Raw genomic sequence first — 24,803 nt, forward strand, 5'->3', positions numbered from 1 at the left:
ATTGTACATAGAAATTGTTACAAAAGAGGGAACACCGCTCCATTTGTCACGCATATGATGAGATGAAGTGTAAGTTGAAGGCAGGTGATTGTATGGATCCACGGGTGTATGGAGGCTTTCATGGCGGCGGTTTTAGCGGTGGAGCAGTGGGACCTCATATTGGCTTTGGCGGGTATTATGTGAGCCCTGGCGTGTTCTCGGGCTTAGGAGGTTACCCTGGATATGGAGGGTTCGGGACGTTTTCTGGATATTCTCCATATGGCTCCACATTCATTATGGGGCGTCCTCCTGGTTTTTATGTAAGAAGTTATTAATGTTTCATCAAAGTGGTTGAAATAGCCATCTAAGATTGGCTATTTCAATTGGTGAAAGTGCTTAAATGTAGCTGTGATTACAATAACCCCTAGGATGCAAATAGGCAGCCAAATGATGATAAACGGATCGTACGCATCTGTGTATGCTGCTAAAGCAGCACCTAGGCAGTAAAAGACAATAGATCCAATTCGCAGAAAGCTCACATGCTGAATAGGGGCTTTTCTTTTTTCCCGATTTGATAAGCGCTGCGCCAAATCTTCAAATAAGTTAGCAAGTGTACTCGTTAAAACTGTTGTAGAAATGCCAGCGACATTTAATTTGCGTGCGGCCGCCGTTTGCATGCCCATCGCCATACTTAAAAGAATAATCAGCATAAAATAAGCACCTTGCGTATAAGGGAAAATGGTCATAAGAGCAAATAGAAGCAAGATGATGACTTCTATGATAAAGATGCGTGTAACGGCTTTTGGCCAAAATGTTTTTTCTTGTTTTCCACCTATGACAACAGCTAGTAAAACACCTAGAACAAATCCGCTAAGTGCCGTGATGGAATGAAGAGCGGTTAACTGCAATGAACTGCCTGCTGCAATGCCAAGCAGTACAATATTTCCCGTCATATTTGCTGTAAACACATGCCCTAGGCTTAAATAGCCGATAACATCCACTATTCCTGCGGTAAGACATAAGAACATCAGTGCAATGTTTCGTATTGAGTGTGCGGTCAAAATGGTCATCCCTTTCTTTCTCTCTAATGAATAAGTGTAACGCTTAATGACCGCGTATGTCCATTTTATGAGCTGGTAACATGTCCTGCAACTGATATAAAACTTGTCGAAAAGAATCATCATTCACATGGTGCCTCATTTTCCGGAATGGATCGCCTTTTTCCTTTAGACGTTTCATAACAGCCGGCATCGTAAATAAAGAAGGGTGACATTCTTCGCTATTTAATTCTTCCCATTCAATCGGTGTTGCAACAAGTCCGAGCTCGTTTCCTCTCGGGGAATACGGGGCGATGATTGTTTTTCCAGCATCATGTTGAAGGTAGTCTAAATATAAACGGTTGCCGCGGTTTTTCTTTAGACGCTCTAGCGTAAACAGCTCGGGTGCTTGTTCACATAAAAATTGGCAGATGAATGCAGTGAATTGTCTAGTTTGTTCATATGTGAAGGCATTTTTCTTCAAAGGGATATAAACTTGCAGCCCTTTCCCACCACTTGTTTTAATAAATGCGGTGAGAAAGAGCCCATCTAAAATGGCCTTGATTCGTTTGGCTGCTTCTATTGCTAGGTGAAACTCTTTAACAGAAGGCGGATCTAAATCAAATACAATTTCTACAGGCCGATCTGTATCTCTCGTTTCAAAAGGAATATGAAATTCCATCGCCAGCTGGTTACCAAGCCAAAGCAACGTGTTAGGATCATTACAGATTGTGTAAGAAATATCGTGCGCTTGATCTGTCTCAACAAAATCAGGCGCATAATCGGGCGTTGCCTTTTGATAAAAAGATTCTCCACCAGTGCCATGAGGAAAGCGTATTAACGTAAGACGTCTTTCACGTAAAAAGGGTAATAAACAGGAAGCGGCTTGCCTCAAATAAAGTAAGTAATCTGCCTTTGTGATATGAAGGGCAGGTACAACCGGTTTCTCTGGGTGGGTGACGTCAATCATAGTTGGGAGCGGATAAAGCTGTTTGAGCATGTGTTGAAAGGTACACGTTGCTGGATCTGCATCGAATAAAAACGAAGAAAACCGGGGCTCTCGTAAGGCTGATCCATCAAAAGAGATACAGGCAATCTTTGCGACAATGGATGGTGGGATTTCATAATGTGATGCTTCAGTCATTTGACCTTTGGTTAGAAATAAGGTGCGCAGGGTTTGTTCTTCTTCTTTAGAAAAACCATGCTTAAATTGGACAACCTCTACGAGATTCGTTTCTTGATAAAGACATCCTTGAAAATAGCCATTGTCTTTATCAAAACGAGTCACGATGACAGATACATACCGCCAATTTTTGATTTTGAGCCATTCTTTCGAGCGGGTATGCTCCTGCCATTTACTCATCTTCTTTTTAGCAACTAATCCTTCCGCTAAATAGGTCAGCATGATTTTTTTCATGTCATCAGGGCTGCTATCGGTTTGGATGATTTGAAGAAGAGAGGGGTGATTCAGCTGAACGGAGGGAGGAAGATTTGCAGCTTGGAACACCTCATGCAGCTCAGCTTTTCTTTCAATCAGCGGTAAATCAACGAGGGATTTCCCTTTGCATCTCAATAGATCAAATGCAATCAAATGACATGGAAACCGCTTAGCCTGGCGTTGAATGGTTTCTGTGTTTTTCAGGCGGCCTCTTTGCTGAACTTTAGTAAAGTCGCTTTCTTGTTCACTCAGTAAAAAGACCAATTCTCCATCTAGGGTCAGCGGTAAAAAAGGTGCAAGCTGCTTTGTTAGTTGCTGGCACTGCTCAATGACTTCAGGAAATTGTTTGTTTAATCGTTTTCCCGCTCTGCTCTCTAAATGGATGGCGTCTTTTTCCCAAATAAGAATGGCCCTGAAGCCGTCATATTTTAATTCATACAGCCAGTCTGCTCCAACAGGAATACCATGTGCAGACGTTAAACGCATCGGTTTCATTGTGTTTTTCACTTCCTTACATCATGTGTTCTTATGGTGGGATGAAATTTTCATAAACATACATAACTCTGATGAAAACATTACATAGTAAGGAGAAAAGAACGGAGGCGTTACGATGCATACAGTATGGAAGGGCGGCATTAGCTTTGGACTGGTGAATATTCCAGTCAAGCTGTTTACCGCTACAGAAAACAAAGATATTAAATTAAGACAGCTTCATAAAGAATGCCATACGCCGATTAACTACAAAAAGGTTTGTGCTAACTGCGGCGAGGAGGTAGCGCCAGAGCAAATTGTAAAAGCGTACGAGTATGCCAAAAATAAATTCATTGAATTGGATGAGGAAGAACTCGAAAGGCTGAGAAAAGAAAATGAAGAAAAAGCCGTCGAAATTATTGATTTTGTGAAGATAGAAGAAATCGACCCCATCTATTATGAAAGAAGTTATTTTCTATCTCCAGATACCGGCGGAGCAAAGGCTTATTCATTATTAAGAAAAGCGTTACAAGAATCAGGGAAAATCGGTGTAGCCAAGATCATGATTCGCTCAAAGGAGCAATTAGCGATTGTTAGGTGCTACGAACATATTTTACTAATGGAAACCATTCATTTCCCTGACGAAATTAGGCAAGTATCAGATGTCCCGAATATCCCGCAAGAGGAAAACATCGTGAAGAAAGAATTAGATACGGCACTCCTTTTAATTGAGCAGCTGACCACCACATTCGATCCAGCCGCTTATCGCGATGAATACAGAGAGCAGCTGATGAATGTCATTGGAGACAAAATTTCTGGAGAACATACCGTTCAACCAGAAACGACAGGTAAAAAAGAGGCTTCATCCAATGTCACTGATTTGATGGCCGCTTTGCAGGCTTCTATCGATCGATCAAAACCAGAAAAAACGAAAAAAGCAGCACCTAAGAAAAGAAAAGCACCCGCTAAAAAAGAAAAGAATGCATAAAGAAAAGACCGCTCGCCAAAGGGCGGTCTTATTTTGGCTTCACTACATCCTGAATCGTCCCGTCTGATCGGTGGATGACAACTGCTGTTCCTTTTTTAGATGAAATCTCTTTCGCGCGGTCGATGGCTTCCTGTTTCGTTTCTTTTACCTCACTTGCACGCTTCGCTTTTTCAGTTTGAACCGCCCAGCCTTCATCATGTTTCACGACATGCTGCGCATGATCCATGAGCTCAGGTCGTGCAGAGCTGCTTTTCTTAGAAGGAGTCACAGAACCATGAGAGTGAAAGTCCTCCATTTCTTTTTCCGTCGCATTCTTTTTCCACTCTTTCGCTTGATTGATCGCAATTGGAATCGCTCTACCTTCTTCATAGCCTTCCTGCACCATTTTGTTGGCAATCTCAAGTGCTTTTTTTCGAATGACTTTGTCTAGTGATTGGAATGAAGCTGGATAATCTTCCATTGTCCAAGGCATATTGAACGCTCCTTTCTTTTATTTGAACACCTTCCCCCATATGCAATGGATCAAACATTTAACCATCTCAATCCAATGGCTTGGTTGAAATACATCGTTTTGCTGAGGAAGAATGTTTTCAATTCCTGCACAATAGAAGATAGTAAAGGAGTGATTGAAATGATGATGAAAGGCTTGTATGAAGCACATTTACCTGTGAGTGATTTGAAGGCATCCATTTCTTTTTATGAAAAATTGGAATTAACACTTGCTCATGAAAATGAACGAGTGGCCTTTTTATGGATTGAGAAAGGAAAGAGCTGGCTTGGCTTATGGAAGGCTGATATATCCACTATTCCATATCATCCAGCGACGCGACATGTTGCGTTCCAAATAGAAACATCCAGCATTGAGCAGATCAAAGAATGGCTGATAGAAAAAGGGATCAGCATACATCCGATGTTTGGCTTTTCGGAAGAGCAACAGCCTTTAGTACTTGATAATCCGCCACAATTTCATGCCGCGATTTACTTTCTTGACCCAGATGGCAATTTGCTTGAATGCATTGCACCGCTTGAAATCGATGCAGGAGAACATCATGAGATGATGACATTTGAAGATTGGGAAAGAAAGAAACATCCGTTTATTGATTGACAAAACCGCTTATTGTAACTATATTGATTACAACGGTGGTGAAGGAATGTGAAACAAATTAGCAGCAGATATACCATTGCTGTTCATATCTTGTCTTTTATTGCGGGTGTTTCAAAAGAGTGCACAGGGGATTTTATTGCAGAAAGTGTTAATTCAAATCCAGTCATTATCAGAAAAATGATGGCTATGCTCAAAAAGGCGGATCTCATTGAGATTCGCCGAGGAGTTGGCGGTGCTTCTTTAAAAAGGCCGGCAGAGGACATTACTCTACTAGATGTGTACCGGGCTGTGGATGTAAGCGAAGATGAAGAGTTATTTAACTTTCATCAACCAGTCATTGCATGTCCAATTGGTCAAGCCATGGATACGAGACTGCGGCAAGAACTTAAAGAAGCACAGTCCGCACTTGAGCATCACCTTAAACAAGTGACAATTAAGCAATTATTAATCGAGGCGGAGTAGAAAAAGCTCATACATAGAGCTTTTTTTACCCCTTCGTTGTAACCATTTCGATTATAACGAATGATCTGATGCAAGAAACCAGCTGCTTCATACATGAAACATCACCGTTGAACGAAAAATGAGGAGGTCAAATCAATGACATTATTAGTGACAGGTGCAACAGGACAACTTGGATCGCTCGTCGTCAAACATTTGCTCGCAAAAGTACCAGCTGAACAATTGGCGGTCAGTGTTCGAGATCCGCAAAAAGCAGTTCATCTAAAGGAAGCTGGGGTGGATGTGCGCAAGGGAGACTTCACACAGCCGGATACACTTCAATCAGCGTTTCAAGGGATTGATCGCCTTTTGATCATTTCGTCTGGGGATGGAGACCGCGTGAAGCAGCATATCAATGCCATCCAAGCAGCGAAAGCAGCAAATGTGTCATTTATTGCTTATACAAGTGTTGTCAATGCAAGAGAAAGTCAGCTTAACCTAGCACATGACCATGCAAAAACAGAAGAAGCAATTTTGGCCTCTGGCATACCTCATGTTTTTCTAAGAAACAATTGGTATGTGGAAAATGAAAAAGATACGATTCTGGCATCAGTGAACGGAGCGCCGTTTATCAGCCCAATTGGTGAAGGTAAAGTCGGCTGGGCAACAAGAAATGACTATGCAGAAGCAGCAGCAAATGCGTTAACACTGCCGGCACATGATCAGGAAATCTATGAATTGTCAGGACCGCTTCGCACACACACTGAACTTGCACAAATGGTCAGCAAAGTGAGCGGGAAAGAAATCAAAGTAGAGCACATGGATGTAGATACATTTGGAGAATTTTTAGCGTCAAATGGTGTACCGAAAGAAGCTGTTCCATTTGTCAAAGCGATGCAAAGCGGAATTCGCGATGGGGCATTAGCAGTCGAAAGCCATGATTTCGAAAAACTATTAGGCCGCTCTTTAACACCTATTGAAGATAGAATACGAGAAATGATGTCAAACTAAACATGTAAAAACGCCCTGTAAAAGGGCGTTTTTTTCATGTACCTTCACAAGTATGATGTCCAAATTTTAGACAAATCCGTTCGTTGAAATTTCAGAAATTTGGGATTAAAATGAAATGAAAGTCTATTATTTAGTCGTCAGATGACCAGATATAAATCAAGGTGCAGTAAAAGAAAGGAAGTTCGCCGATGAGAGTCAGTTTATTTGTCACCTGTATCATTGACACGATGCAGCCACATGTAGGAAAGGCGACTGTTGAGGTATTAGAGCGGCTTGGTGTTGAAGTGGAATTCCCTGAAGAACAAGTGTGCTGCGGGCAGCCCGCCTTTAACAGCGGCTATACAAAAGAAACAATCAAAGCGGCCAAAAATATGATGAAAGCCTTTGAATCAGCTGAATATGTCGTCACACCATCAGGTTCTTGTAAGGCCATGTTTTTAGAATATCCGCACCTTTTTAAAGAAGACCGAGCGTGGTTCGCCCGTGCTCAGGCACTTGCTGCGAAAACATATGAATTAACGGAATTTATTGTTGATATATTACATGTAACAGATGTAGGTGCGAGTCTGAAAGGAAAAGCCACCTATCATACCTCCTGCCATATGACGAGACTGCTTAGAATTAAGGAAGCGCCTTTCACACTGTTGTCAAATGTCAAAGATTTGGTGATGGAACCATTGCCTCGCGCTGAAAATTGCTGCGGATTTGGAGGAACTTTTTCAATCAAAATGACACCCATTTCTGAGCAGATGGTCGATGAAAAAGTACAAAGCATAGAGGAGACAGGCGCTGAATATATCATCGGTGCTGACTGTGGATGTCTGCTGAATATCGGGGGAAGGCTGAATCGTCTTCATAAGCCAGTTAAAGTGATGCATATCGCAGAAGTGTTGAATAGCCGCTGAAGCTAAGAGGGGGAACGGCACATGAGTATGAAAATTGGAGAGAAGGCTTTTAAAGAGCGGATCGGCGAAGGATTAGAAGACGCTGTGATGAGAGGAGCTGTTTCCTCTGCACAGGAGCGTCTGTATAAAAGACGGATGACTGCAAGTGAAGTGCTTGGAAACTGGGAAAAGTGGCGTGAACTTGGAGAGGACATCAGGCAGCATACACTGGCTCATCTTGATGACTATTTATATCAATTAAGTGAGAGCGTGAGTAGACGTGGAGGTCATGTGTTTTTTGCAAAAACAAAGGAAGAGGCATCGGCGTACATTCAAGATGTAGCACAAAAAAAAGCAGCAAAAAAGATCGTGAAATCAAAATCAATGGTCACAGAAGAAATTGAAATGAATCAAGCGCTAGAAGAGATTGGCTGCGAGGTAGTTGAAAGCGATCTTGGAGAATATATTCTTCAAGTTGATGACCATGAACCACCTTCACATATCGTGGCACCAGCCCTTCATATGACGAAAGAACAAATACGGGAAGTTTTTCACGAAAAGCTTGGATATGATATGTCAGAGACTCCTGAAGAAATGACCAAATTTGTAAGAGCTTTGTTACGAGAAAAATTTCTTGAAGCAGACATTGGTGTGACGGGCTGTAACTTTGCTGTGGCTGACACAGGATCGATTTGTCTTGTGACGAATGAAGGGAATGCGGATCTTGTCACGTCCATTCCAAAGACACATATCGCAGTCATGGGGATGGAGCGGCTTGTACCAACGACGGAGGAGCTCGATGTCCTTGTCGGCCTATTGTGCAGAAGCGCAGTCGGTCAAAAGTTAACAAGCTATATCTCTGTCGTGGGACCAAAAGGAGAAGGAGAGGTCGATGGACCAGAAGAGTTTCATTTGGTCATTGTGGATAACGGACGGTCAACTATATTAGGGACGGAATTTCAGCCAGTTTTGCAATGTATTCGGTGTGCGGCCTGTATCAATGTGTGCCCCGTTTATCGGCATGTTGGCGGTCATTCGTACGGATCAATTTACCCGGGTCCGATTGGTGCTGTTCTTTCGCCGCTACTTGGAGGATATGACGACTACCAAGAGCTTCCTTTCGCCTCAAGTTTGTGCGCAGCCTGTACAGATGCTTGTCCAGTGAAAATTCCACTTCACGAATTATTAATCAAACATCGACAAGTCATCGTTGAAAAAGAGGGGAGAGCGCCTAAAGCGGAAATGATGGCAATGAAAATGTTCGGAATGGGCGCATCCACTCCTAGAATGTATCGATTTGGCACAAAAGCAGCCCCTGTGCTCTTGAAACGTATGGCTTCAAACGGACAGATTTCAAAAGGTGCGGGTCCTTTAAAGAATTGGACAGAAATTCGTGACCTCCCAGCGCCAAGCAAAGAAAGGTTTCGGGATTGGTTTAAAAAGAAACAAAAGGAGGAGCGGCAATGAAAGGAACCATTTCTCATCGGGATTCATTTTTAGCACATATCCAGCAACAATTAGGCAAAAGCTCCACCAAGCCTGCATCTATTCGGCGTCCGGTTTGGAAGCATCGAGTCAATTGGGAAACAAATGAAGGTCTGTCGAAAGAAGAATTGGTAGAGCAATTGAAGGTGCAATGTCAGCAAATTCATACGAGAGTGGTAGAAACAACACCAAAAGAAGCACCCTCAACGTTACGATTATTGATGAAAGAGTATGGAGAAGGTCCTGTGATGACTTCGAGCGATAGACGTTTTGCACAATATGAATGTCATCCTATGTTTCAAGCCTTGCAGAAAGAAGGAATCTCAGTCACTAGCTGGAATGCAGATACATCAAGAGAAGAAAATATAAGGCAGGCAGAACAAGCGAAATATGCAGTGGTATTCAGCGATTACACACTTGCAGAATCCGGAACCGTTGTTCTTTCCTCCCATCAAGGTCAAGGGAGAGCACTTCATTTTTTACCGATGATGTATATCGTATGTATTGAAAAAAGCACAATTGTCCCGCGGATGATTCATGCTGTTTCAGCTCTTCATCGCCTAGTAGAAGAAGGAGAGCAGACGAAAGGCGCCATTCATTTTATATCAGGTCCAAGTAATTCTGCCGATATTGAAATGAATTTAGTCGTTGGTGTTCATGGCCCGGTGCGGGCTGTGTATGTATTAATAGATGATGAATAAGGGCTTTCGTGAAGAAAGCTTTTTTTATGTAAACATTCTAAAAATTCATCTTGCCTCTAGGCGAATAGTCATAGTAAGATGACGTCATACAAGATGAGAAGCTCATCTACTGCTGATGTAAAGGAAGCTGCTAATGGAAATGAAGACAAATGCTCCAAAGAAGTCGATTGCGGTGCCGCTTGTGATCTCAATCATTGCGATTTCGTTTTCGGCCATTATTGTGAAGTGGTCAAGTGCGCCTGCTGCTATTTTAAGTATGTATCGAATGATATTTGCGGCGGTTTTGATGCTTCCGTTTATTCTGCCGCGTCAAAAAGAGTTTGTCTCATTAAAGCGGAGAGACTGGTTTTTCTTATGTATGTCAGGTTTCTTTTTAGGGCTCCATTTTGTTTTGTGGTTCGGCTCATTGAAGCTCACCACAGTGGCGAGCTCTACAATCATCATTGCACTTCAGCCGATGGTGTCATTATTAGGCGGATTTCTCATTTTTCGTGAACGAACAACGAAGTCAGCCATTTTCACAATGTGTGCGGCGATTGTTGGTGCGCTCATGATCGGATGGGGGGATATCGGACATAACCAAGACGCCATTATAGGAGACATTTTATCCTTTTTCAGTGTAATCGCTGTTGTTTGTTATTTATTAATCGGCCAACAAGCTGTGAGAAAGATATCTCATTGGATTTATAGTTTTTGTGTATTTGGTTTTGCCGGCCTTTTTTTAATTTTATTTAACCTTATACAGCAAACGCCTTTTGTAGGCTATTCGGGTAAAGAATGGGGGATTTTCTTACTGCTCGCCATTATTCCTACCATGTCCCATGTGATTAATAACTGGCTGTTAACCTATGTGAATGCGACAACTATTTCAATGAGTATTCTAGGCGAACCTGTTGGGGCAACGATACTCGCTGTTTTACTGCTTGGAGAGAAAGTCACGCTGCTGCAAATGTTCGGTGGTCTTCTTGTCCTTTTAGGTGTCTTTTTCTTTTTGATGCAGCAGCGACAAGGGATCGTAATGAAAACACAAAAATCCGGCTAACTCCCGGATTTTTTTACTCTTTTAAATGATTTTTTTCAATTACTTTGTTTAATCTAGCCTCGACTTTCTTCAATTCCACTTGTTTTCTTCTTATCATTCGAATCGCGATGACCACGATGGTCACGATCAATGCAATAAATAGAAGAGAAAATACTTGAAATACGATATCCCCAATGTTGAATGCAGTATTCGCTTCATTAGGCATGTGTAACCCTCCTTATATCTATATATTACCATAAACAATAAAAGATTGAGATTTATCCATAATTTATCTATAATAGGTAAAATATCACTCATTAAAGGAGAACCATTATGAGAACTTTAGTCCTTTTACGAGGTCTCCCAGGTGCAGGTAAATCAACTTGGATCAAAGAACAAGGCTTAGAACCATATACATTATCAGCGGATCAGATCCGTCTGTTAACCCAGCCTCCGCAGTTATCAGTCAATGGGAAACCAGAAATTTCAAGCAAACATGATCATAAAGTCTGGTCTTTATTATTTGAACTCCTCACAGCCCGAATGGAACGAGGAGACTTTACTGTCATTGATGCAACACATGTCACAAGTAAGTCCATTTCGCAGTATAAATCATTAGCTACTTCATACCGCTATAGAGTGTATGTCGTCGATTTTACGCAAGTGCCTCTTGAAACATCCCTGCTGCAAAATCGCGGTCGAGAGCCGCACAAAGTAGTGAAGGAATCTGTGTTATATCAAATGAATGAACGGTTAAAGACAGAGAAGGTGCCTTCATGGGTAACCGTTTTGACGCCTGAGGAATATCCAGCCATTATGACGTATCAGCCCAGGTCTTTTGATCAGTATGAGGCCATTCACGTCTTCGGTGATATTCACGGCTGTTACACAGCTCTAAATACTTATTTGCAAGGAGACTTGAAAGAAAACGAGCTTTATATCTTTGCAGGTGATTTGCTTGATAGAGGAATAGAAAACAAGGAAGTGTTAGAATGGATGCTGGCACATAGAGAATGCCGCAATGTGATCGTCATTGAAGGAAATCATGATCAGCATCTTTACAAATATGCATATGAAGAAAAAGTGAGAAGTAATATGTTTAACCGTCATACTGCGCCTGAAATTGCGGAAGCAGGTTTTGACCTAAAAGAATTAAGGAAGTTTGTCAGAACATTTCATCAGCTCACCTATTTTACGTATCATGGTCAGACATTTCTTGTCACCCATGGTGGGCTTGCCCATTTGCCAGAAGAGCTTCTGCATGTCTCAACGCAGCAGCTTGTTCACGGAGTAGGTGAATATTCAGATGACATTGACCACTTATTTGTGCAAAACACTTCTGGATTAGATATCATTCAAATTCACGGTCATCGCAATTTATATAGACTGCCTATCCAAGCGGCGGAAAGATCTTATAATCTCGAAGGTCAGGTTGAATTTGGAGGACAGCTGCGTGTGTTAAAAATTACAGCAGGCGGGATTGAGACACATGAAATTGACAATCCTGTCTACAGAGCTTCTGCAAACAAGCAACCGGTCTTTGTTCAGCCCAATGTGACGCTGGATGATTTTTTATCCCATTTAGATCAGCATGAATATGTACAAGAATTAAAGCTGCCACACGATATTTCATCTTTTAATTTCACGAAAAAAGCATTTAGTGAAAGACAATGGGATGAAATAAATGTCAAAGCAAGAGGGTTGTTTATCAATATGACTTCAAAGCAGATTGTGTCTAGAAGTTATAATAAGTTCTTTAATATTGATGAACGTCCTGAAACCAGAATGCAGCATTTAGTGAATCATCTTCAATTTCCTGTGACGGTCTATGATAAAGCAAATGGATACTTAGGCACGGTTGGGTTTAACGACATAAAAGATGAACTGGTGTTTACGTCCAAATCGTATACGTCACATGTGAAGCAAAATCAGCATGCTGCTTGGGTCGAAGAGCTATTTTATGCGACCTTTGACGATGTGCAGGTCGATTACATCAAATCATACGTACGCGACAACCATGTATCCCTTGTATTTGAAGTCATTTTGCCAGAGAAAGACCCGCATATTATCACATATGATCATGATCAACTCATTTTACTTGATATCGTGAAGCGTCAGCTGAGCTATGAAAAAGAACCATTTGCTGAAGTGAAAAGGCTCAGTGAACAGCTTGGCATGCGGTGCAAACAGCAAGTGGCAGTGTTTCATGATTGGACCTCTTTCTATAAATGGTATCAATCTGTATCACATGATGACACAATCAAAGAAGAAGGTTATGTCATTGAGGATAACAGCGGCTTTATGACCAAGTTAAAGCTTCCTTATTATCAATTTTGGAAGCAAATGCGATCCATTAAACAGCGTGTTGCAGATAAGCGCTCCACCCAAAAATATATGCAGGCTTTGCAAACAGCAGAGCAAGCAAGATTTTATACATGGCTACTCGAGCAAGATCCAGTAAACGTGAGAAACAGCTCAATCATTGAGCTGCGTTCACAATTTGAGCAAACGGAAGCAGCCCATTTGAATAATGACGGAATAAATGCATAGTCTAACAAAGAGTCTTTTCTAAAGAAAAGGCTTTTTTTCATGAAATCGAAAGGTGGAAGCTGAAATGCCAGATCACATTGAAGTCATTCTTCGAACCATATTTGCTTTTGCTATTTTATTCGGCGGTGCCCGTCTTCTTGGAAAGCAAACCATTGCACAAATGAATATTTTTGATTTCATTGCGGCGATCAGTCTAGGTTCAATTGCGGCGAACTTGGCGTTTAATACTACGCTTCCGCTTCATCACACAACCATTTCTTTTATTACACTTGTGATCATTATTTATGTGATTTCTTTACTTGCTTTAAGAAGCCGGAAGATGAGAGGTTTTATGGCCGGTAAACCAACGCTTGTGATTCAAAATGGCAAAATCCTTGAAGAGAATATGAAAGGAATGAGGTATACACTTGATTATTTAAATCAACAGCTCAGAGAAAAGAATGTGTTTGACATTAGTGAAGTTGAATTTGCAATGATTGAAACAGATGGGCATATGTCAGTGAAAAAATACCCTTCATTTGATTATGTCACGCGAAAAGATCTTAACCTGTGGATGCAGGCAGAGCGTTACATGCCCATTGAAGTCATTATGGACGGAAAGCTCATTTTGAAAAACCTTCATGAAAACCAATTAACGGAGCAGTGGATCTATGAAGAAATTCAAAAAAGGCAGCTGTCTTTAAAAGACATTGTTTATGCGGTTCGTTCAAGTAATGGCAGTTTATATATTGATACATATGACGATCACATCCATTCTCCAATTGACCAAGAATGAACATATAGTTCAGACGACACCCGCGCGTCACAGAACTGCCAATATTTATAAGTCGTTTGGATGTCATCTATCTAGGTATCATTTCTCAATTATTATTATTTTCAGAAAATGTAGTGACGGAGAAAAATAAGTATGTTTAAGTATAAATAGAAGAATTTAAAATATTAATATAATATACATCAAGCGGAATGAACATTCATTCCTGATAAAACGAAAGGAGAGGATGAAATGCCCGCAGCAACTACTGATAAACAGGAGCAGATTATGAAGGCTTCTCTGGACTTATTTATTGAACGGGGTTTTGACGGTACAACGATGCCGATGATTTCGAAAAGAGCCAATGTTGGAGCAGGAACCATTTATCGTTATTTTGATAGTAAAGAAGCTCTTGTGAACATTTTATACCAGCGAAGTCTGACTGCATTTATCGACAAGGTGAATACAAACAGTCCAGACCCTAAAGCAAGCATTAGGGCTTATTTCAAACATGTCTTTTATTGCTTAGTGCTCTTTACAAAAGAGAATCCAAGTGGTCTGTACTTCTTAGAAATTGACAAACGCTCACACTATTTAGATGAGACAAGTAAAGAGAAGATGCAGCAGCTATTAAATGAGCTATTTCATATTTTTGAAGAAGGCAAAAAGGATGGAATTCATCCAAATCTTTCAGGGAGAACGATTTTATCCATTGTTTTTGGAGCGTTCGTTCAGCTTCATAAACAGATTCTAGCAGAGGAAATTGAGCCAACGATTGAATTTTTAGAAGATATTGAGCAATGCTTATGGCGTGCCATTAGCGTTGCATCATAAAGAAATAAAGGGAGTGGGCACATGCAACAAACATCAATCATTCCAAAACCGAAAACATATGGACCTTTTAAAAATATCCCTCATATCAAAAAGGGAGAGCTTTCTCAAAGCTTTTGGCGGCTGGCAGATGAATTGGGGCCGATCTTTCAGTTTGAATTTTCAAAAGCAACAAGTATTTTTGTTTCCAGCCATGAACTTGCCAAAGAAGTATTTGATGAGAGGCGTTTTGATAAATTCATTGGAAGCAGTCTCAATAAAGTGAGAACTTTTTCAGGGGATGGGTTATTCACAAGTTGGACAGAAGAGCCGAACTGGAGAAAGGCTCATCACATCTTGATGCCGGCGTTTAGCCAGCAGGCCATGAAGGGGTATCATGAGATGATGCTCGATATTGCCACACAGCTTGTACAAAAATGGCAAAGAACGGGCCGTGATGAAGAAATTGAAGTAGCAGAGGATATGACAAAGCTCACTTTAGATACGATCGGGCTATGTGGTTTTGATTTTCGATTTAACAGCTTTTATAAAGAAAATCAGCATCCATTTATTGAAAGCATGCTGAATGGTTTAAATGAAGCGATGGATCAAGCAAGCAGATTGCCGGTCGCAGATAAATTAATGATCAAAAGAAGAAAAGAATTTGAACAAGATGTTGATTTTATGAAGCAATTAGTAGATGACATCATTCAAGAACGGAAAAAACAAGATAAAACGGGCAATGATTTACTGTCTCTCATGCTACATGCAAAGGATCCTGAAACAGGTGAACGCCTGTCAGATGAAAATATCCGTTATCAAATCATTACCTTCTTAATAGCGGGTCATGAAACAACAAGCGGATTGTTGTCATTTGCGATTTATTTTTTACTGAAAAATCCAGACAAATTAAAAAAAGCCGTACAAGAAGCAGACGACGTGCTACAAGGCGGCCTGCCGACATTTAAGCAGGTTCAAAAACTAAGTTATACGCGTATGGTCTTAAATGAAGCACTTCGCCTCTGGCCGACGGCGCCTACGTTCTCTCTTTATGCGAAAGAGGATACAGTCATTGGAGAAAAATATCCGATCAAAAAAAACCAAAGTGTCAATGTGCTGCTTCCTAAATTACATCGGGATCAAGCGGTTTGGGGGGAGGATGCAGAAGAATTCAAGCCTGAACGTTTTATGCATCCTGAAAAGATTCCACAGCATGCCTATAAACCATTCGGAAATGGCCAGCGTGCATGTATTGGGATGCAATTTGCCCTTCATGAAGCCACGATGGTTCTGGCGATGGTTCTGCACAACCTTGAATTGATTGACCATACGTCGTATGAACTGGATTTAAAAGAATCCCTGACGATTAAACCGAACGATTTTAAAATCAAAGTACGGCCAAGAAAGCAGCAATTCTTTATGGCGCCTCCGAAAGAAGAAGTGAAGAAAAGCACGGCATCTGCTGAAGCAAAAATAGCGAGTCATGGGACACCGCTATTGGTCTTGTACGGATCAAATCTTGGCACAGCAAAGCAGATGGCAAACGAATTTGCTGAAGACGGAAAAGCAAAAGGGTTTGACGTGACAACGGCACCGCTTGATGATTATACTCGAAAGTTACCAGAGTCAGGCGCAGTTTTAATTGTAACGGCTTCATACAACGGTCATCCGCCTGATCATGCGAAACAGTTTGTGGATTGGGTGTTGCAGGATGAGGAGCAAGATCTATCAAACGTGACATTTGCAGTCTTTGGGTGCGGGGATCGAAATTGGGCGAGCACGTATCAGCGTATTCCTCGTCTGATTGATGAAGCACTTGAAAGAAAAGGGGCGAAGCGTGTAACGGATATTGGTGAAGGCGATGCGGGCGGTGATATGGATGAAGATAAAGAAACATTCCAGAAGACAGTCTTCGATGAGCTTGCAAAAGAATTCAATTTAACCTTGCAGGAGAAACGCCAAGAAAAGCCAAACCTATCCATTGCATATACGAATGAGTTAGTGGAACGTCCTGTTGCTAAAACATACGGTGCTTTTTCAGCTGTTGTATTGAAAAATCAAGAATTACAATCTGAAAAAAGTACCCGCCAAACAAGGCATATCGAATTTCAATTACCTGAAGGCAAGCACTATAAAGAAGGAGATCATATCGGAATCGTGCCAAAAAATAGTGCAACACTCGTTCAGCGAGTGACCGATCGTTTCAAGCTGGATCCAGAGCAGCACATGATACTCTCTTCGGAAAAAGAAGCAAGTCATTTACCTTTAAATCAGCCAATTCAAGTCGGAGAATTGCTGGCGTCACATGTAGAGCTGCAAGAGCCTGTGACACGTACTCAGCTAAGAGAACTTGCAAAATATACGGTATGCCCACCTCATCGTATTGAACTTGAACAAATGGCGGGAGAAATTTATCAAGAAGCTGTATTAAAGAAGCGTGTGACCATGCTGGATTTACTAGAACAATACGAAGCATGTGAACTGCCATTTGATCATTTCTTAGCCCTCTTACCAGGATTGAAGCCTCGTTATTACTCGATCTCCAGTTCGCCAAAGGTGGATGAAAAGAGGCTTAGTATCACAGTAGCTGTTGTGAAAGGAAAATCATGGAGTGGACGCGGTGAATACGCAGGCGTCGCATCAAACTATTTATGCGGACTGCAAGAAGGAGATGAAGTGGCCTGCTTCCTTCATGAAGCTCAAGCAGGATTCGAATTGCCGCCTTCTCCTGAAATACCAATGATCATGATTGGACCAGGAACAGGTATCGCCCCGTTTAGAGGGTTCATTCAGGCAAGGGAAGCATGGCAAAATGAAGGGAAGTCTTTAGGTGAAGCCCATCTTTATTTTGGCTGCCGCCACCCGCATGAAGATGATCTGTATTATGACGAATTGCAGCTTGCACAAGAAAAAGGAGTCGTCACCATCCACCGTGCTTACTCTCGCTACGAGGAGCAAAAAGTGTATGTCCAGCACTTCATTAAAAATGATGGAGCCAAGCTCATTGAATTGCTCGACAAAGGCGCCTACCTGTATATTTGCGGGGATGGAAAGGTCATGGCACCAGATGTCGAGGCAACACTTATTGAACTGTATCAGACTGAGAAACAGTGTGCGAAAGAAACAGCTGAACAATGGCTGACATCTTTAGCCAATGACAACAGATATGTAAAAGATGTATGGAGCTGATCTCACTGAAAAGAAGACAAAGGGCTAAAATAAATCACATTTTAGCCCTTTGTCAACAATCTGAAACCGCCAAAATGGCGGTTTTTCTTTTTTCATAGAGAGATCGCTAGAATAAATATTTGGAAGATACGAAACACCTAATTTACAAATGAAATATTTTGTAAAAAATAAGAATATTCTCTCATTTACTCCAATATGAAACAATCGTATCATTTTTGATATAGGACATAAAGGAGGAATATGATGAAAAAGGTGAAAAAATTAATCCCTTCTCTACTCGTTTTTGGTGCTTTAAGTGTGCCTAGTTTTGCCCATGCAGCATCTGATTCAGTACTTACGTCTGATTATGACATGGTGACTTCTGACGGAAAGGTGATTTCTTCAGCTGACTTCCACAACGATACGAAAACCCCCTCATCCTTTGACAAAGTGGATGATCTCTCTTCTACTATTGGCGAAAAAGTAAAACCACTCACAAAATATTTAAAAGACTTTCAAACAAAAGTAGTCATTGGAGACGATGGTAGAACAAAAGTGACGAATACAAGAGTAGCACCCTATAATTCTATTGCTTATATTACATTTGGCGGTTCTAGCTGCACTGGAACACTCATTGCTCCAAACAAAATATTAACAAACGGACACTGCGTCTACAATACAGTCACAAGAAGCTATAGTGCAAAAGGGTCTGTCTACCCAGGCATGAATGACAGCACGGCTGTGAACGGCTCAGCAAACATGACCGAATTCTATGTACCAAGCGGATATATCAACACGGGGGCGAGTCAATATGATTTTGCCGTCATTAAAACAGATACGAACATTGGAAATACGGTCGGCTACCGCTCTATTCGTCAAGTGACAAATCTAACAGGTACAACGATTAAAATTTCTGGATATCCAGGTGATAAAATGAGATCGACTGGCAAAGTGTCACAATGGGAAATGTCAGGTCCAGTCACGAGAGAAGATACGAATCTCGCATACTATACGATCGATACATTTAGCGGAAACTCTGGCTCTGCGATGCTAGATCAGAACCAACAAATCGTCGGGGTCCATAATGCGGGTTATTCAAACGGAACGATCAACGGCGGACCAAAAGCGACTGCTGCTTTTGTTGAATTTATCAACTATGCGAAGGCGCAATAAAAAATAGGGCATTCAGCTTGTTTCCTTTACAGGGGACAGGCTTTTTTTATCGTCAAATGCAGAAAAGTTTCTTTTTTTGTTCATCACTATTTCATATTTACAAGCTATGCTGAATGAAATAAATGAAAAAGAAAGAAGAGATATGAGTGAAAAATAAAAAAATAGATATGATATTGTTGTTGATTTTATTGATTGCAGCTTTTCTCTACACTTATCAAATTTGGCAGAATGACAGTGCCAATCAATATTATTTAGCTGCAGTCAAAAGTATGTCCAAAAGCTTCCATCACTTTTTTTATGCCTCATTTGATGCAGCTGGATTCGTATCAATTGATAAACCACCCGTCGTTTTATGGATTCAAACCATCAGTGCACTTATTTTTGGCTTTCATACATGGAGTGTGATATTGCCGCAGGCACTTGCTGGAGTGGGGTCTGTTCTTCTTCTTTATCTCATGATAAAACCGGCTTTCGGTCAAGGTGCTGCAAGGGTGTCAGCGGCCGTTATGGCTCTCACGCCAATTGCCGCAGCTGTGAGCAGAACAAACAATATCGACAGTATGCTCGTCTTCACATTACTTGCGGGTACGTATTTCTTGATGCGTGCTGTAAAAAGCGGAAAGATGCGCTGGCTTCTTATTGCCTTTGCTTTGATAGCGGTAGGATTTAATATGAAGATGCTGCAAGCGTTTATGGTCGTTCCAGCATTTATTTTCTACTATTTTATTGCTGCTCGCGTACCGTTAAAAAAGAAAATTTTCTCTCTCTTATGCTCGATCGTTGTATTAGCCTGCTTATCTCTATCGTGGGCAGTTGCTGTAGATATGACAGCTGAAAGTGAGCGCCCTTATGTGGGAAGCAGCCAAACAAATTCAGTGTTAGAACTTGCCTTTGGGTATAACAGCACGGAACGGCTACTTGGTCAGACGACAGGGAAATCCTTTGGTGACATGAACCAGCAAGCAGGTATGGTGATGCCAGACAATTCTGGATTAGGCGATTCGTCAGAGGATCAGTCAAACAGAAATCAGCCGCCGCCATCCCAAAATCAAATGATGCCACCTCAACATGGTCCAGATGGTGGTTCTCCGCCTGGAAGTGCTGTAGGTCAACAAAGTATGAATATGTATGGCACTGGGAATCCCGGTATATTTCGTTTATTTCAATCTGCATTGTCAGGTCAAATCAGTTGGATGCTGCCGTTTGCTTTGTTTGGGCTTTTAGGGATGATCATCAGCTGGTGGAATGAGAGAAAAGCACAATTAAATGAATGGAAACAAACGATGTTTTGGACAGCATGGCTGATTCCTGCTGCCGGATTCTTTAGTATTGCGGGTTTCTTTCACCATTACTATCTCATTATGCTTGCCCCGCCTATTGCAGCACTATGCGGCATAGGAGCTAAGAAGATGGGAGAGTTATTTAAGGCAAACAAAGGAGTATCTGCGTATTTGCTTCCAGCAGCAATCGCTGTTACAGCCATCTTCCAAGGGTATATTTTGAGTAACTATACGACTCAACTCAGTAGTATTTGGATGTATGCCATTGCCATTGCGGGAACAAGTATCGCTATCCTATTGCTGATGTACAGAGAAAAACAATTGATCATGAAACGACTGCTCATCACTGCTTTGACAACGCTGTTACTGTTTCCAGGTTTTTGGTCCGCCACCCCAATCATATATGGTGGAAATGCTGTTCTTCCAGAGGCAGGTGTACAGCTGGCTAGTTCACGAGGTGGGAACATGTTTACATCTAGTGTCGATCAAGGCTTACTCACTTATTTAAAGGCTCATCAAACAGGTGAAACGTATTTATTTGCAACGCTTACGACTGTTACCGCAGCGCCATATATCATTGACGAAGATGAGAATGTCATGGCTTTAGGCGGTTTTAATGGGACAGATCCTATTTTGAATGTCAACAAATTAAAAGCACTTATTCAACAAGGAAAGGTGAAATACTTTTTATTACCAGACAATCAGTCATCAGCTAACAGCAAATTGGTTAGCTGGATTAAATCACATGGTACAGTCATCTCATCTGAAGAATATAAACGATCCACATCAGCTGAAGAGGGGATGCCATCCGAGATGTCTTCACAAAACGAAACATTATATAGAGTAGATGAAATATCTTAAGTAGAACAAGGCGAATGATGAAGAGATCATTCGTTTTTTCTTATGGATCAGTATCCAGGAAGATTCAGCTCATGTTTTTCACATGTCATCACTCAGCCACTCATACATTAAAAATGACTCATTCCCTTCAAGTCAACATCATTTCATCAAAAGTATGAGGAGGTCACGAGCTTTTGAAGATGAGAAAAGGCTGGATCGCTGCTGTCGTTCTTTGTTTTGTCATTTGGATGGGTGCGTTATTAGGTGGTTTTGGAGAGGATCGTTCCGCAAAAGGAGCAGATCGTTATGATCATGTGATTCAATTTCCTAAGGAACGGTATCCTGAAACAGGCAGTCATATTCAAGAAGCTATTCGAAAAGGGCACTCAGACGTGTGTACCATTGACCGAAATGGGGCAGATGCCCGCAGGCAAGAATCATTAAAAGGAATTCCCACAAAACCTGGTTTTGACCGGGATGAATGGCCGATGGCGGTGTGTCTTGAAGGAGGAAAGGGGGCGAGCGTTCAATATGTAAGTCCATCAGATAATAGAGGCGCTGGTTCATGGGTCGGGCATCAAATCAGCGGGTATCCTGACGGGAAACGAATTTTATTTATTGTCAAATAAACATAGACAAGAGGCTCCTTGAGAGGGGCTCTTTTTGTTCAACAGGAGCGTATTCGAGCTAGCAGGTACAAAAGATTCAATGGTACAATCAATCCATCAGGTACAAAGACTGACAAGTAGAAAATGTGAAGGGACATATGCTTATGGAAAAGAACCGTGCATTATACGATTTTTTCATGCAACATGCAGAGAAACTGACTGAAACATGGTATGAATCAATTGAGGATGATGATCCAGAATCCATTTATCGTTCAACAGATTCCAGCATCATAGCAGAGCTAAAACGGCAAAATCAAGATTATTATCAGCATTTTATACGCGCACTTATTGAAGACAAGACGTATTTACATACGAAATTTAAAAAATGGTCTGAAGACTTAGCAAGTGATCCGAAGCACTTGAACACGCCATTAGATTACGTCGTGAGAGAATATATGTCCAATCAAAGAGTGGTTCTTCATTACTTAAAAGAGTTTATAAAACAGCATCAAGGTGATATTGACATTGACCGAATATTTTATTGGTATGATTTGATATCTGAGGCATTTAACATTTCAATTCATGTCTTTATTCAGCAATATGTGAAAAATACCACCAAAAAACTCGTTGCGCAAAGAGACATGATTTATGAGTTGAGTTCCCCAGTCATTGTGTTAAAAAGTCATGTTGCCTTATTGCCTTTAGTTGGAGATATTGACACTGCGCGAGCAAAGATTATCTTAGAAAATACATTAAAACAGTGTTCGCAAAAAGGTGTTCAACATTTATGTATTGATTTATCGGGTGTCGTCATCATTGATACGATGGTAGCACATCAAATCTTTGATCTTGTCACGTCACTTCGGTTAATCGGGGTTGATACGACCATTTCAGGTATTAGACCAGAAATTGCTCAAACGGCTGTACAGCTTGGACTTCCTTTTAATGAATTTCAAACGGCTTCATCACTTGCTCACGCTTTAGATCGTATGACTGAATTTTCACCAATATAAAAAACCAGGCCTAGTAAACGGCCTGGTTTTTTATTTAGATCACAGCGTCAATTTTTGTTACTTTCCAATCCTTTTGTACTTTCTCGAAAGTGACAGTACGTTTTACTTTGCGTCCATCAAGTGTTGGGACTGTGAATTCGTATGTGCGGATTGTATTTTTCTTAGAGACGAGTTTAGGTGTTGCCTTATCCCAATTAAGCATATTGTCTCCGTCACCAACTGGCACAGCCATTTTTCCTTTATGAACGATGAACTGATAGTCTTTTAAACCGTGAGTAATGGCATCTTTTGTGAAAACTTGAGATAGATAGCTGTTTAGTTTTTTCTTTGTGTCAAATGTTTTAGACAGGTAGTTGTAAGTCATATCTTTATAAGTAAATGATTTTAATTTGTAATCTGAATGCTCTTTAATGTTGTAGCCTGACATCGCACTCCAAAAGTGTTCTCTTGCATCAAGGGCAATATGTAACGCTTCTTTATTTGTCAAAGCGGCTGATTTTTTGGAAGCGGCCAGTGTTGTTGTTTGTAATGAGATCATAAGCATAATAGCGGTTAATAAAACAAATAATTTTTTCAAGGCGATTGCCTCCTTTTCTCAATGAAAACTTCTTATGTTACAAATGTTACAATAGTTACAGAGATATTACAAGTATTAAATCTAAATGTTTTTTATTTCTTTTCTTTCTACATATATAACGTTTGAGGGAGACAAAAAGTTTTCATTTTTTTATTTTTTTTCTTCCTCATTGGTATTTAACCGTTCTAAAGAAGAATAAAACGTCTTTTGGAAAGATTTCTATTTGTCTCCTCAACACTCTTTTTTTATGTATGACATATACTGTCGTGATGAATGTCTAAGAAAGTGGTGTTTAGTATGTATTATCCATATGAAGGTACGTGGAATGGGTACTTGTACGATCGGCAGGTACAAAGCATGCCGGCGTTTCCTATTTCTCAAGTTGGAGGATTTCCCGGCTTGCCATTCGGAGGGACTGGGCAAGGGCAAGGTGCAGGAGGACAATCGGTCCCGCCAGCCCCGCCGCAGCATATCATCTCGCAATATCAACAAGCAGTCTCTCAGCCTCAAAGTATGCAGCCGCTCATTGCAGGGCAGAGTGTAGGCGGAAGCCAGCAAACGGTTCAATTTGCAGCTGGATGTAATAGAAGGTGGACCATTGTGTTCCTTAGAAACGGTCAAGTATTTCTCATGTATGTTCTTTCCTCGCAGCCTTTTGGCCGTACAACGGGTTTCATATGGCCGAACTTTACATTTGGCTCGTTCCCAAGCTCTAGTATTCTTGCATATTCTTGTTCATAAAAGAAAAAGCCGGCTCTCATCAGCAGTTGATGAAATACCGGCTTTTTTTAATGAATATTTCTAAATACGCCAATCACTTTACCTAGTATACTCACATTCTGTAAAATAATCGGTTCCATTGATGGATTCTCGGGCTGTAATCTAAAGTGTGTATCTTCCTTATAAAAACGTTTCACTGTTGCTTCATCTTCTTCTGTCATAGCCACCACGATATCTCCATTGTTGGCAGTGCTTTGCTGACGCACAATAACGTAGTCTTTGTCCAAAATACCTGCATCGATCATACTTTCTCCCATAATTTCAAGCATAAATACTTGTTCATCTGGCGCTGCAAAAGTTTCTGGAAGTGGGAAATATTCTTCTACATTCTCAACAGCCGTGATAGGCAAGCCTGCTGTGACTTTTCCGATGACTGGAACATTCATTACAGTGCTCTTTGGAATATTCATTTCCTCTTCATCTAGTACTTCGATCGCTCTAGGTTTTGTTGGGTCTCTTCTAATTAAACCTTTCGTTTCTAGTCTAGCTAAATGTCCATGGACAGTTGAACTTGATGCTAGACCGACAGCTTCGCCAATTTCACGAACGGATGGGGGATAACCCTTGCTTTTTACTTCTTCTTTTATGAATTTCAGGATATCGAGTTGTCTTTTTGATAGCTTCGTCATCTTTTGCACCTCAAAACGTCAATTTTAAAGAAATTATAGCATGTTTTTCCTAACAGTACAAACATA

At 40.9% G+C, this 24,803-nt stretch carries 24 protein-coding genes; 18 read left to right on the forward strand and 6 right to left on the reverse strand.

Annotated elements, in window-relative coordinates; genetic code table 11:
* The first annotated feature begins 92 nt into the window (after positions 1–92).
* Positions 93–314, forward strand: coding sequence for a hypothetical protein (locus tag BA79_RS03480; RefSeq protein ID WP_008343948.1), 222 nt, complete (start codon positions 93–95; stop codon positions 312–314).
* A 39-nt stretch (positions 315–353) separates the two neighbouring features.
* Here the strand turns inward: BA79_RS03480 and BA79_RS03485 are convergent, their stop codons facing one another.
* Together BA79_RS03485 and BA79_RS03490 are read right to left on the reverse strand one after the other, a co-directional pair.
* Positions 354–1,049, reverse strand: coding sequence for a YoaK family protein (locus BA79_RS03485; protein WP_035700895.1), 696 nt, complete (start codon positions 1,047–1,049; stop codon positions 354–356).
* A 34-nt stretch (positions 1,050–1,083) separates the two neighbouring features.
* Positions 1,084–2,949: a DNA ligase D gene (locus tag BA79_RS03490; RefSeq protein ID WP_035700898.1), complete on the reverse strand. Its 1,866-nt coding sequence runs from the start codon at positions 2,947–2,949 to the stop codon at positions 1,084–1,086.
* A 115-nt stretch (positions 2,950–3,064) separates the two neighbouring features.
* Between BA79_RS03490 and ku the strand changes: the two genes are divergently transcribed.
* The gene (gene ku, locus BA79_RS03495; RefSeq protein WP_035391954.1) at positions 3,065–3,913 is read left to right on the forward strand and encodes a non-homologous end joining protein Ku; all 849 of its coding nucleotides are present in this window, start codon (positions 3,065–3,067) and stop codon (positions 3,911–3,913) included.
* A 28-nt stretch (positions 3,914–3,941) separates the two neighbouring features.
* Here the strand turns inward: ku and BA79_RS03500 are convergent, their stop codons facing one another.
* Entirely contained in the window at positions 3,942–4,385 is a 444-nt protein-coding gene (locus BA79_RS03500) for a DUF2188 domain-containing protein (RefSeq protein ID WP_035391952.1), read from the reverse strand.
* 159 nt (positions 4,386–4,544) lie between these two features.
* Here BA79_RS03500 and BA79_RS03505 point away from each other — a divergent pair, with 159 nt between their 5' ends.
* The 7 genes from BA79_RS03505 (at position 4,545) to BA79_RS03535 (ending at position 10,579) form a co-directional block, all read left to right on the forward strand.
* Complete coding sequence (locus BA79_RS03505) at positions 4,545–5,018, forward strand: VOC family protein (RefSeq protein ID WP_051626170.1); 474 nt, start codon at positions 4,545–4,547, stop codon at positions 5,016–5,018.
* Between the two features lie 48 nt (positions 5,019–5,066).
* Complete coding sequence (locus tag BA79_RS03510; protein ID WP_035700902.1) at positions 5,067–5,480, forward strand: Rrf2 family transcriptional regulator; 414 nt, start codon at positions 5,067–5,069, stop codon at positions 5,478–5,480.
* 135 nt (positions 5,481–5,615) lie between these two features.
* Positions 5,616–6,467 (forward strand): SDR family oxidoreductase, encoded by an 852-nt coding sequence (locus BA79_RS03515; RefSeq protein WP_008343941.1) that lies wholly within the window; start codon positions 5,616–5,618, stop codon positions 6,465–6,467.
* 188 nt (positions 6,468–6,655) lie between these two features.
* On the forward strand, positions 6,656–7,372 hold the full coding sequence (locus tag BA79_RS03520; protein WP_035700904.1) for a (Fe-S)-binding protein: 717 nt from the start codon (positions 6,656–6,658) through the stop codon (positions 7,370–7,372).
* A gap of 21 nt (positions 7,373–7,393) precedes the next feature.
* Positions 7,394–8,818: a LutB/LldF family L-lactate oxidation iron-sulfur protein gene (locus BA79_RS03525; protein ID WP_035700907.1), complete on the forward strand. Its 1,425-nt coding sequence runs from the start codon at positions 7,394–7,396 to the stop codon at positions 8,816–8,818.
* Positions 8,815–9,537 (forward strand): LutC/YkgG family protein, encoded by a 723-nt coding sequence (locus tag BA79_RS03530; protein WP_035700910.1) that lies wholly within the window; start codon positions 8,815–8,817, stop codon positions 9,535–9,537. The genes BA79_RS03525 and BA79_RS03530 overlap by 4 nt, the downstream gene beginning before the upstream one ends.
* A gap of 133 nt (positions 9,538–9,670) precedes the next feature.
* Positions 9,671–10,579 carry a DMT family transporter gene (locus tag BA79_RS03535; RefSeq protein ID WP_017359593.1) on the forward strand — a complete coding sequence of 303 codons (909 nt, stop codon included), beginning with the start codon at positions 9,671–9,673 and terminating at the stop codon, positions 10,577–10,579.
* A 13-nt stretch (positions 10,580–10,592) separates the two neighbouring features.
* Here BA79_RS03535 and BA79_RS03540 read toward each other — a convergent pair whose 3' ends face one another.
* Entirely contained in the window at positions 10,593–10,784 is a 192-nt protein-coding gene (locus BA79_RS03540) for a hypothetical protein (protein WP_035391946.1), read from the reverse strand.
* Between the two features lie 107 nt (positions 10,785–10,891).
* Between BA79_RS03540 and BA79_RS03545 the strand changes: the two genes are divergently transcribed.
* The 8 genes from BA79_RS03545 (at position 10,892) to BA79_RS03580 (ending at position 22,751) form a co-directional block, all read left to right on the forward strand.
* Complete coding sequence (locus BA79_RS03545; RefSeq protein WP_035700913.1) at positions 10,892–13,108, forward strand: RNA ligase; 2,217 nt, start codon at positions 10,892–10,894, stop codon at positions 13,106–13,108.
* Positions 13,109–13,172: 64 nt separating this feature from the next.
* Complete coding sequence (locus tag BA79_RS03550; protein WP_035700916.1) at positions 13,173–13,883, forward strand: DUF421 domain-containing protein; 711 nt, start codon at positions 13,173–13,175, stop codon at positions 13,881–13,883.
* Between the two features lie 228 nt (positions 13,884–14,111).
* A complete protein-coding gene (locus BA79_RS03555) occupies positions 14,112–14,693 on the forward strand; it encodes a TetR/AcrR family transcriptional regulator (protein ID WP_007499369.1) in 582 nt (193 codons plus the stop codon).
* A 21-nt stretch (positions 14,694–14,714) separates the two neighbouring features.
* Entirely contained in the window at positions 14,715–17,858 is a 3,144-nt protein-coding gene (locus tag BA79_RS03560; RefSeq protein ID WP_035700919.1) for a bifunctional cytochrome P450/NADPH--P450 reductase, read from the forward strand.
* Positions 17,859–18,101: 243 nt separating this feature from the next.
* Positions 18,102–19,010, forward strand: coding sequence for a trypsin-like serine peptidase (locus BA79_RS03565; RefSeq protein WP_035700922.1), 909 nt, complete (start codon positions 18,102–18,104; stop codon positions 19,008–19,010).
* Between the two features lie 146 nt (positions 19,011–19,156).
* Positions 19,157–21,151 carry a glycosyltransferase family 39 protein gene (locus BA79_RS03570; RefSeq protein ID WP_035700925.1) on the forward strand — a complete coding sequence of 665 codons (1,995 nt, stop codon included), beginning with the start codon at positions 19,157–19,159 and terminating at the stop codon, positions 21,149–21,151.
* A gap of 227 nt (positions 21,152–21,378) precedes the next feature.
* A complete protein-coding gene (locus BA79_RS03575) occupies positions 21,379–21,759 on the forward strand; it encodes a NucA/NucB deoxyribonuclease domain-containing protein (protein WP_224559893.1) in 381 nt (126 codons plus the stop codon).
* 143 nt (positions 21,760–21,902) lie between these two features.
* Positions 21,903–22,751, forward strand: coding sequence for an STAS domain-containing protein (locus BA79_RS03580; protein ID WP_008343823.1), 849 nt, complete (start codon positions 21,903–21,905; stop codon positions 22,749–22,751).
* A gap of 34 nt (positions 22,752–22,785) precedes the next feature.
* Here BA79_RS03580 and BA79_RS03585 read toward each other — a convergent pair whose 3' ends face one another.
* Positions 22,786–23,328 (reverse strand): IseA DL-endopeptidase inhibitor family protein, encoded by a 543-nt coding sequence (locus BA79_RS03585; protein ID WP_035700928.1) that lies wholly within the window; start codon positions 23,326–23,328, stop codon positions 22,786–22,788.
* A 297-nt stretch (positions 23,329–23,625) separates the two neighbouring features.
* On the opposite strand from BA79_RS03585, the gene BA79_RS03590 reads away from it, so the two are divergent.
* Positions 23,626–24,069 carry a hypothetical protein gene (locus BA79_RS03590; RefSeq protein WP_035700931.1) on the forward strand — a complete coding sequence of 148 codons (444 nt, stop codon included), beginning with the start codon at positions 23,626–23,628 and terminating at the stop codon, positions 24,067–24,069.
* Positions 24,070–24,116: 47 nt separating this feature from the next.
* Here the strand turns inward: BA79_RS03590 and lexA are convergent, their stop codons facing one another.
* Positions 24,117–24,737 (reverse strand): transcriptional repressor LexA, encoded by a 621-nt coding sequence (gene lexA / locus BA79_RS03595; protein WP_035700932.1) that lies wholly within the window; start codon positions 24,735–24,737, stop codon positions 24,117–24,119.
* Positions 24,738–24,803: the final 66 nt, after the last annotated feature.

The organism is Bacillus altitudinis 41KF2b (assembly GCF_000691145.1).
Taxonomy (GTDB): domain Bacteria; phylum Bacillota; class Bacilli; order Bacillales; family Bacillaceae; genus Bacillus; species Bacillus altitudinis.

Bases quoted from the DNA above. Each gene is read 5' to 3' on its own strand.
- BA79_RS03480 (WP_008343948.1), top strand. From the start codon at position 93: ATGGATCCACGGGTGTATGGAGGCTTTCATGGCGGCGGTTTTAGCGGT.
- BA79_RS03485 (WP_035700895.1), bottom strand. From the start codon at position 1,049: ATGACCATTTTGACCGCACACTCAATACGAAACATTGCACTGATGTTC.
- BA79_RS03490 (WP_035700898.1), bottom strand. From the start codon at position 2,949: ATGAAACCGATGCGTTTAACGTCTGCACATGGTATTCCTGTTGGAGCA.
- ku (WP_035391954.1), top strand. From the start codon at position 3,065: ATGCATACAGTATGGAAGGGCGGCATTAGCTTTGGACTGGTGAATATT.
- BA79_RS03500 (WP_035391952.1), bottom strand. From the start codon at position 4,385: ATGCCTTGGACAATGGAAGATTATCCAGCTTCATTCCAATCACTAGAC.
- BA79_RS03505 (WP_051626170.1), top strand. From the start codon at position 4,545: ATGATGATGAAAGGCTTGTATGAAGCACATTTACCTGTGAGTGATTTG.
- BA79_RS03515 (WP_008343941.1), top strand. From the start codon at position 5,616: ATGACATTATTAGTGACAGGTGCAACAGGACAACTTGGATCGCTCGTC.
- BA79_RS03520 (WP_035700904.1), top strand. From the start codon at position 6,656: ATGAGAGTCAGTTTATTTGTCACCTGTATCATTGACACGATGCAGCCA.
- BA79_RS03525 (WP_035700907.1), top strand. From the start codon at position 7,394: ATGAGTATGAAAATTGGAGAGAAGGCTTTTAAAGAGCGGATCGGCGAA.
- BA79_RS03530 (WP_035700910.1), top strand. From the start codon at position 8,815: ATGAAAGGAACCATTTCTCATCGGGATTCATTTTTAGCACATATCCAG.
- BA79_RS03535 (WP_017359593.1), top strand. From the start codon at position 9,671: ATGGAAATGAAGACAAATGCTCCAAAGAAGTCGATTGCGGTGCCGCTT.
- BA79_RS03540 (WP_035391946.1), bottom strand. From the start codon at position 10,784: ATGCCTAATGAAGCGAATACTGCATTCAACATTGGGGATATCGTATTT.
- BA79_RS03545 (WP_035700913.1), top strand. From the start codon at position 10,892: ATGAGAACTTTAGTCCTTTTACGAGGTCTCCCAGGTGCAGGTAAATCA.
- BA79_RS03550 (WP_035700916.1), top strand. From the start codon at position 13,173: ATGCCAGATCACATTGAAGTCATTCTTCGAACCATATTTGCTTTTGCT.
- BA79_RS03555 (WP_007499369.1), top strand. From the start codon at position 14,112: ATGCCCGCAGCAACTACTGATAAACAGGAGCAGATTATGAAGGCTTCT.
- BA79_RS03560 (WP_035700919.1), top strand. From the start codon at position 14,715: ATGCAACAAACATCAATCATTCCAAAACCGAAAACATATGGACCTTTT.
- BA79_RS03565 (WP_035700922.1), top strand. From the start codon at position 18,102: ATGAAAAAGGTGAAAAAATTAATCCCTTCTCTACTCGTTTTTGGTGCT.
- BA79_RS03575 (WP_224559893.1), top strand. From the start codon at position 21,379: ATGGGTGCGTTATTAGGTGGTTTTGGAGAGGATCGTTCCGCAAAAGGA.
- BA79_RS03580 (WP_008343823.1), top strand. From the start codon at position 21,903: ATGGAAAAGAACCGTGCATTATACGATTTTTTCATGCAACATGCAGAG.
- BA79_RS03590 (WP_035700931.1), top strand. From the start codon at position 23,626: ATGTATTATCCATATGAAGGTACGTGGAATGGGTACTTGTACGATCGG.
- lexA (WP_035700932.1), bottom strand. From the start codon at position 24,737: ATGACGAAGCTATCAAAAAGACAACTCGATATCCTGAAATTCATAAAA.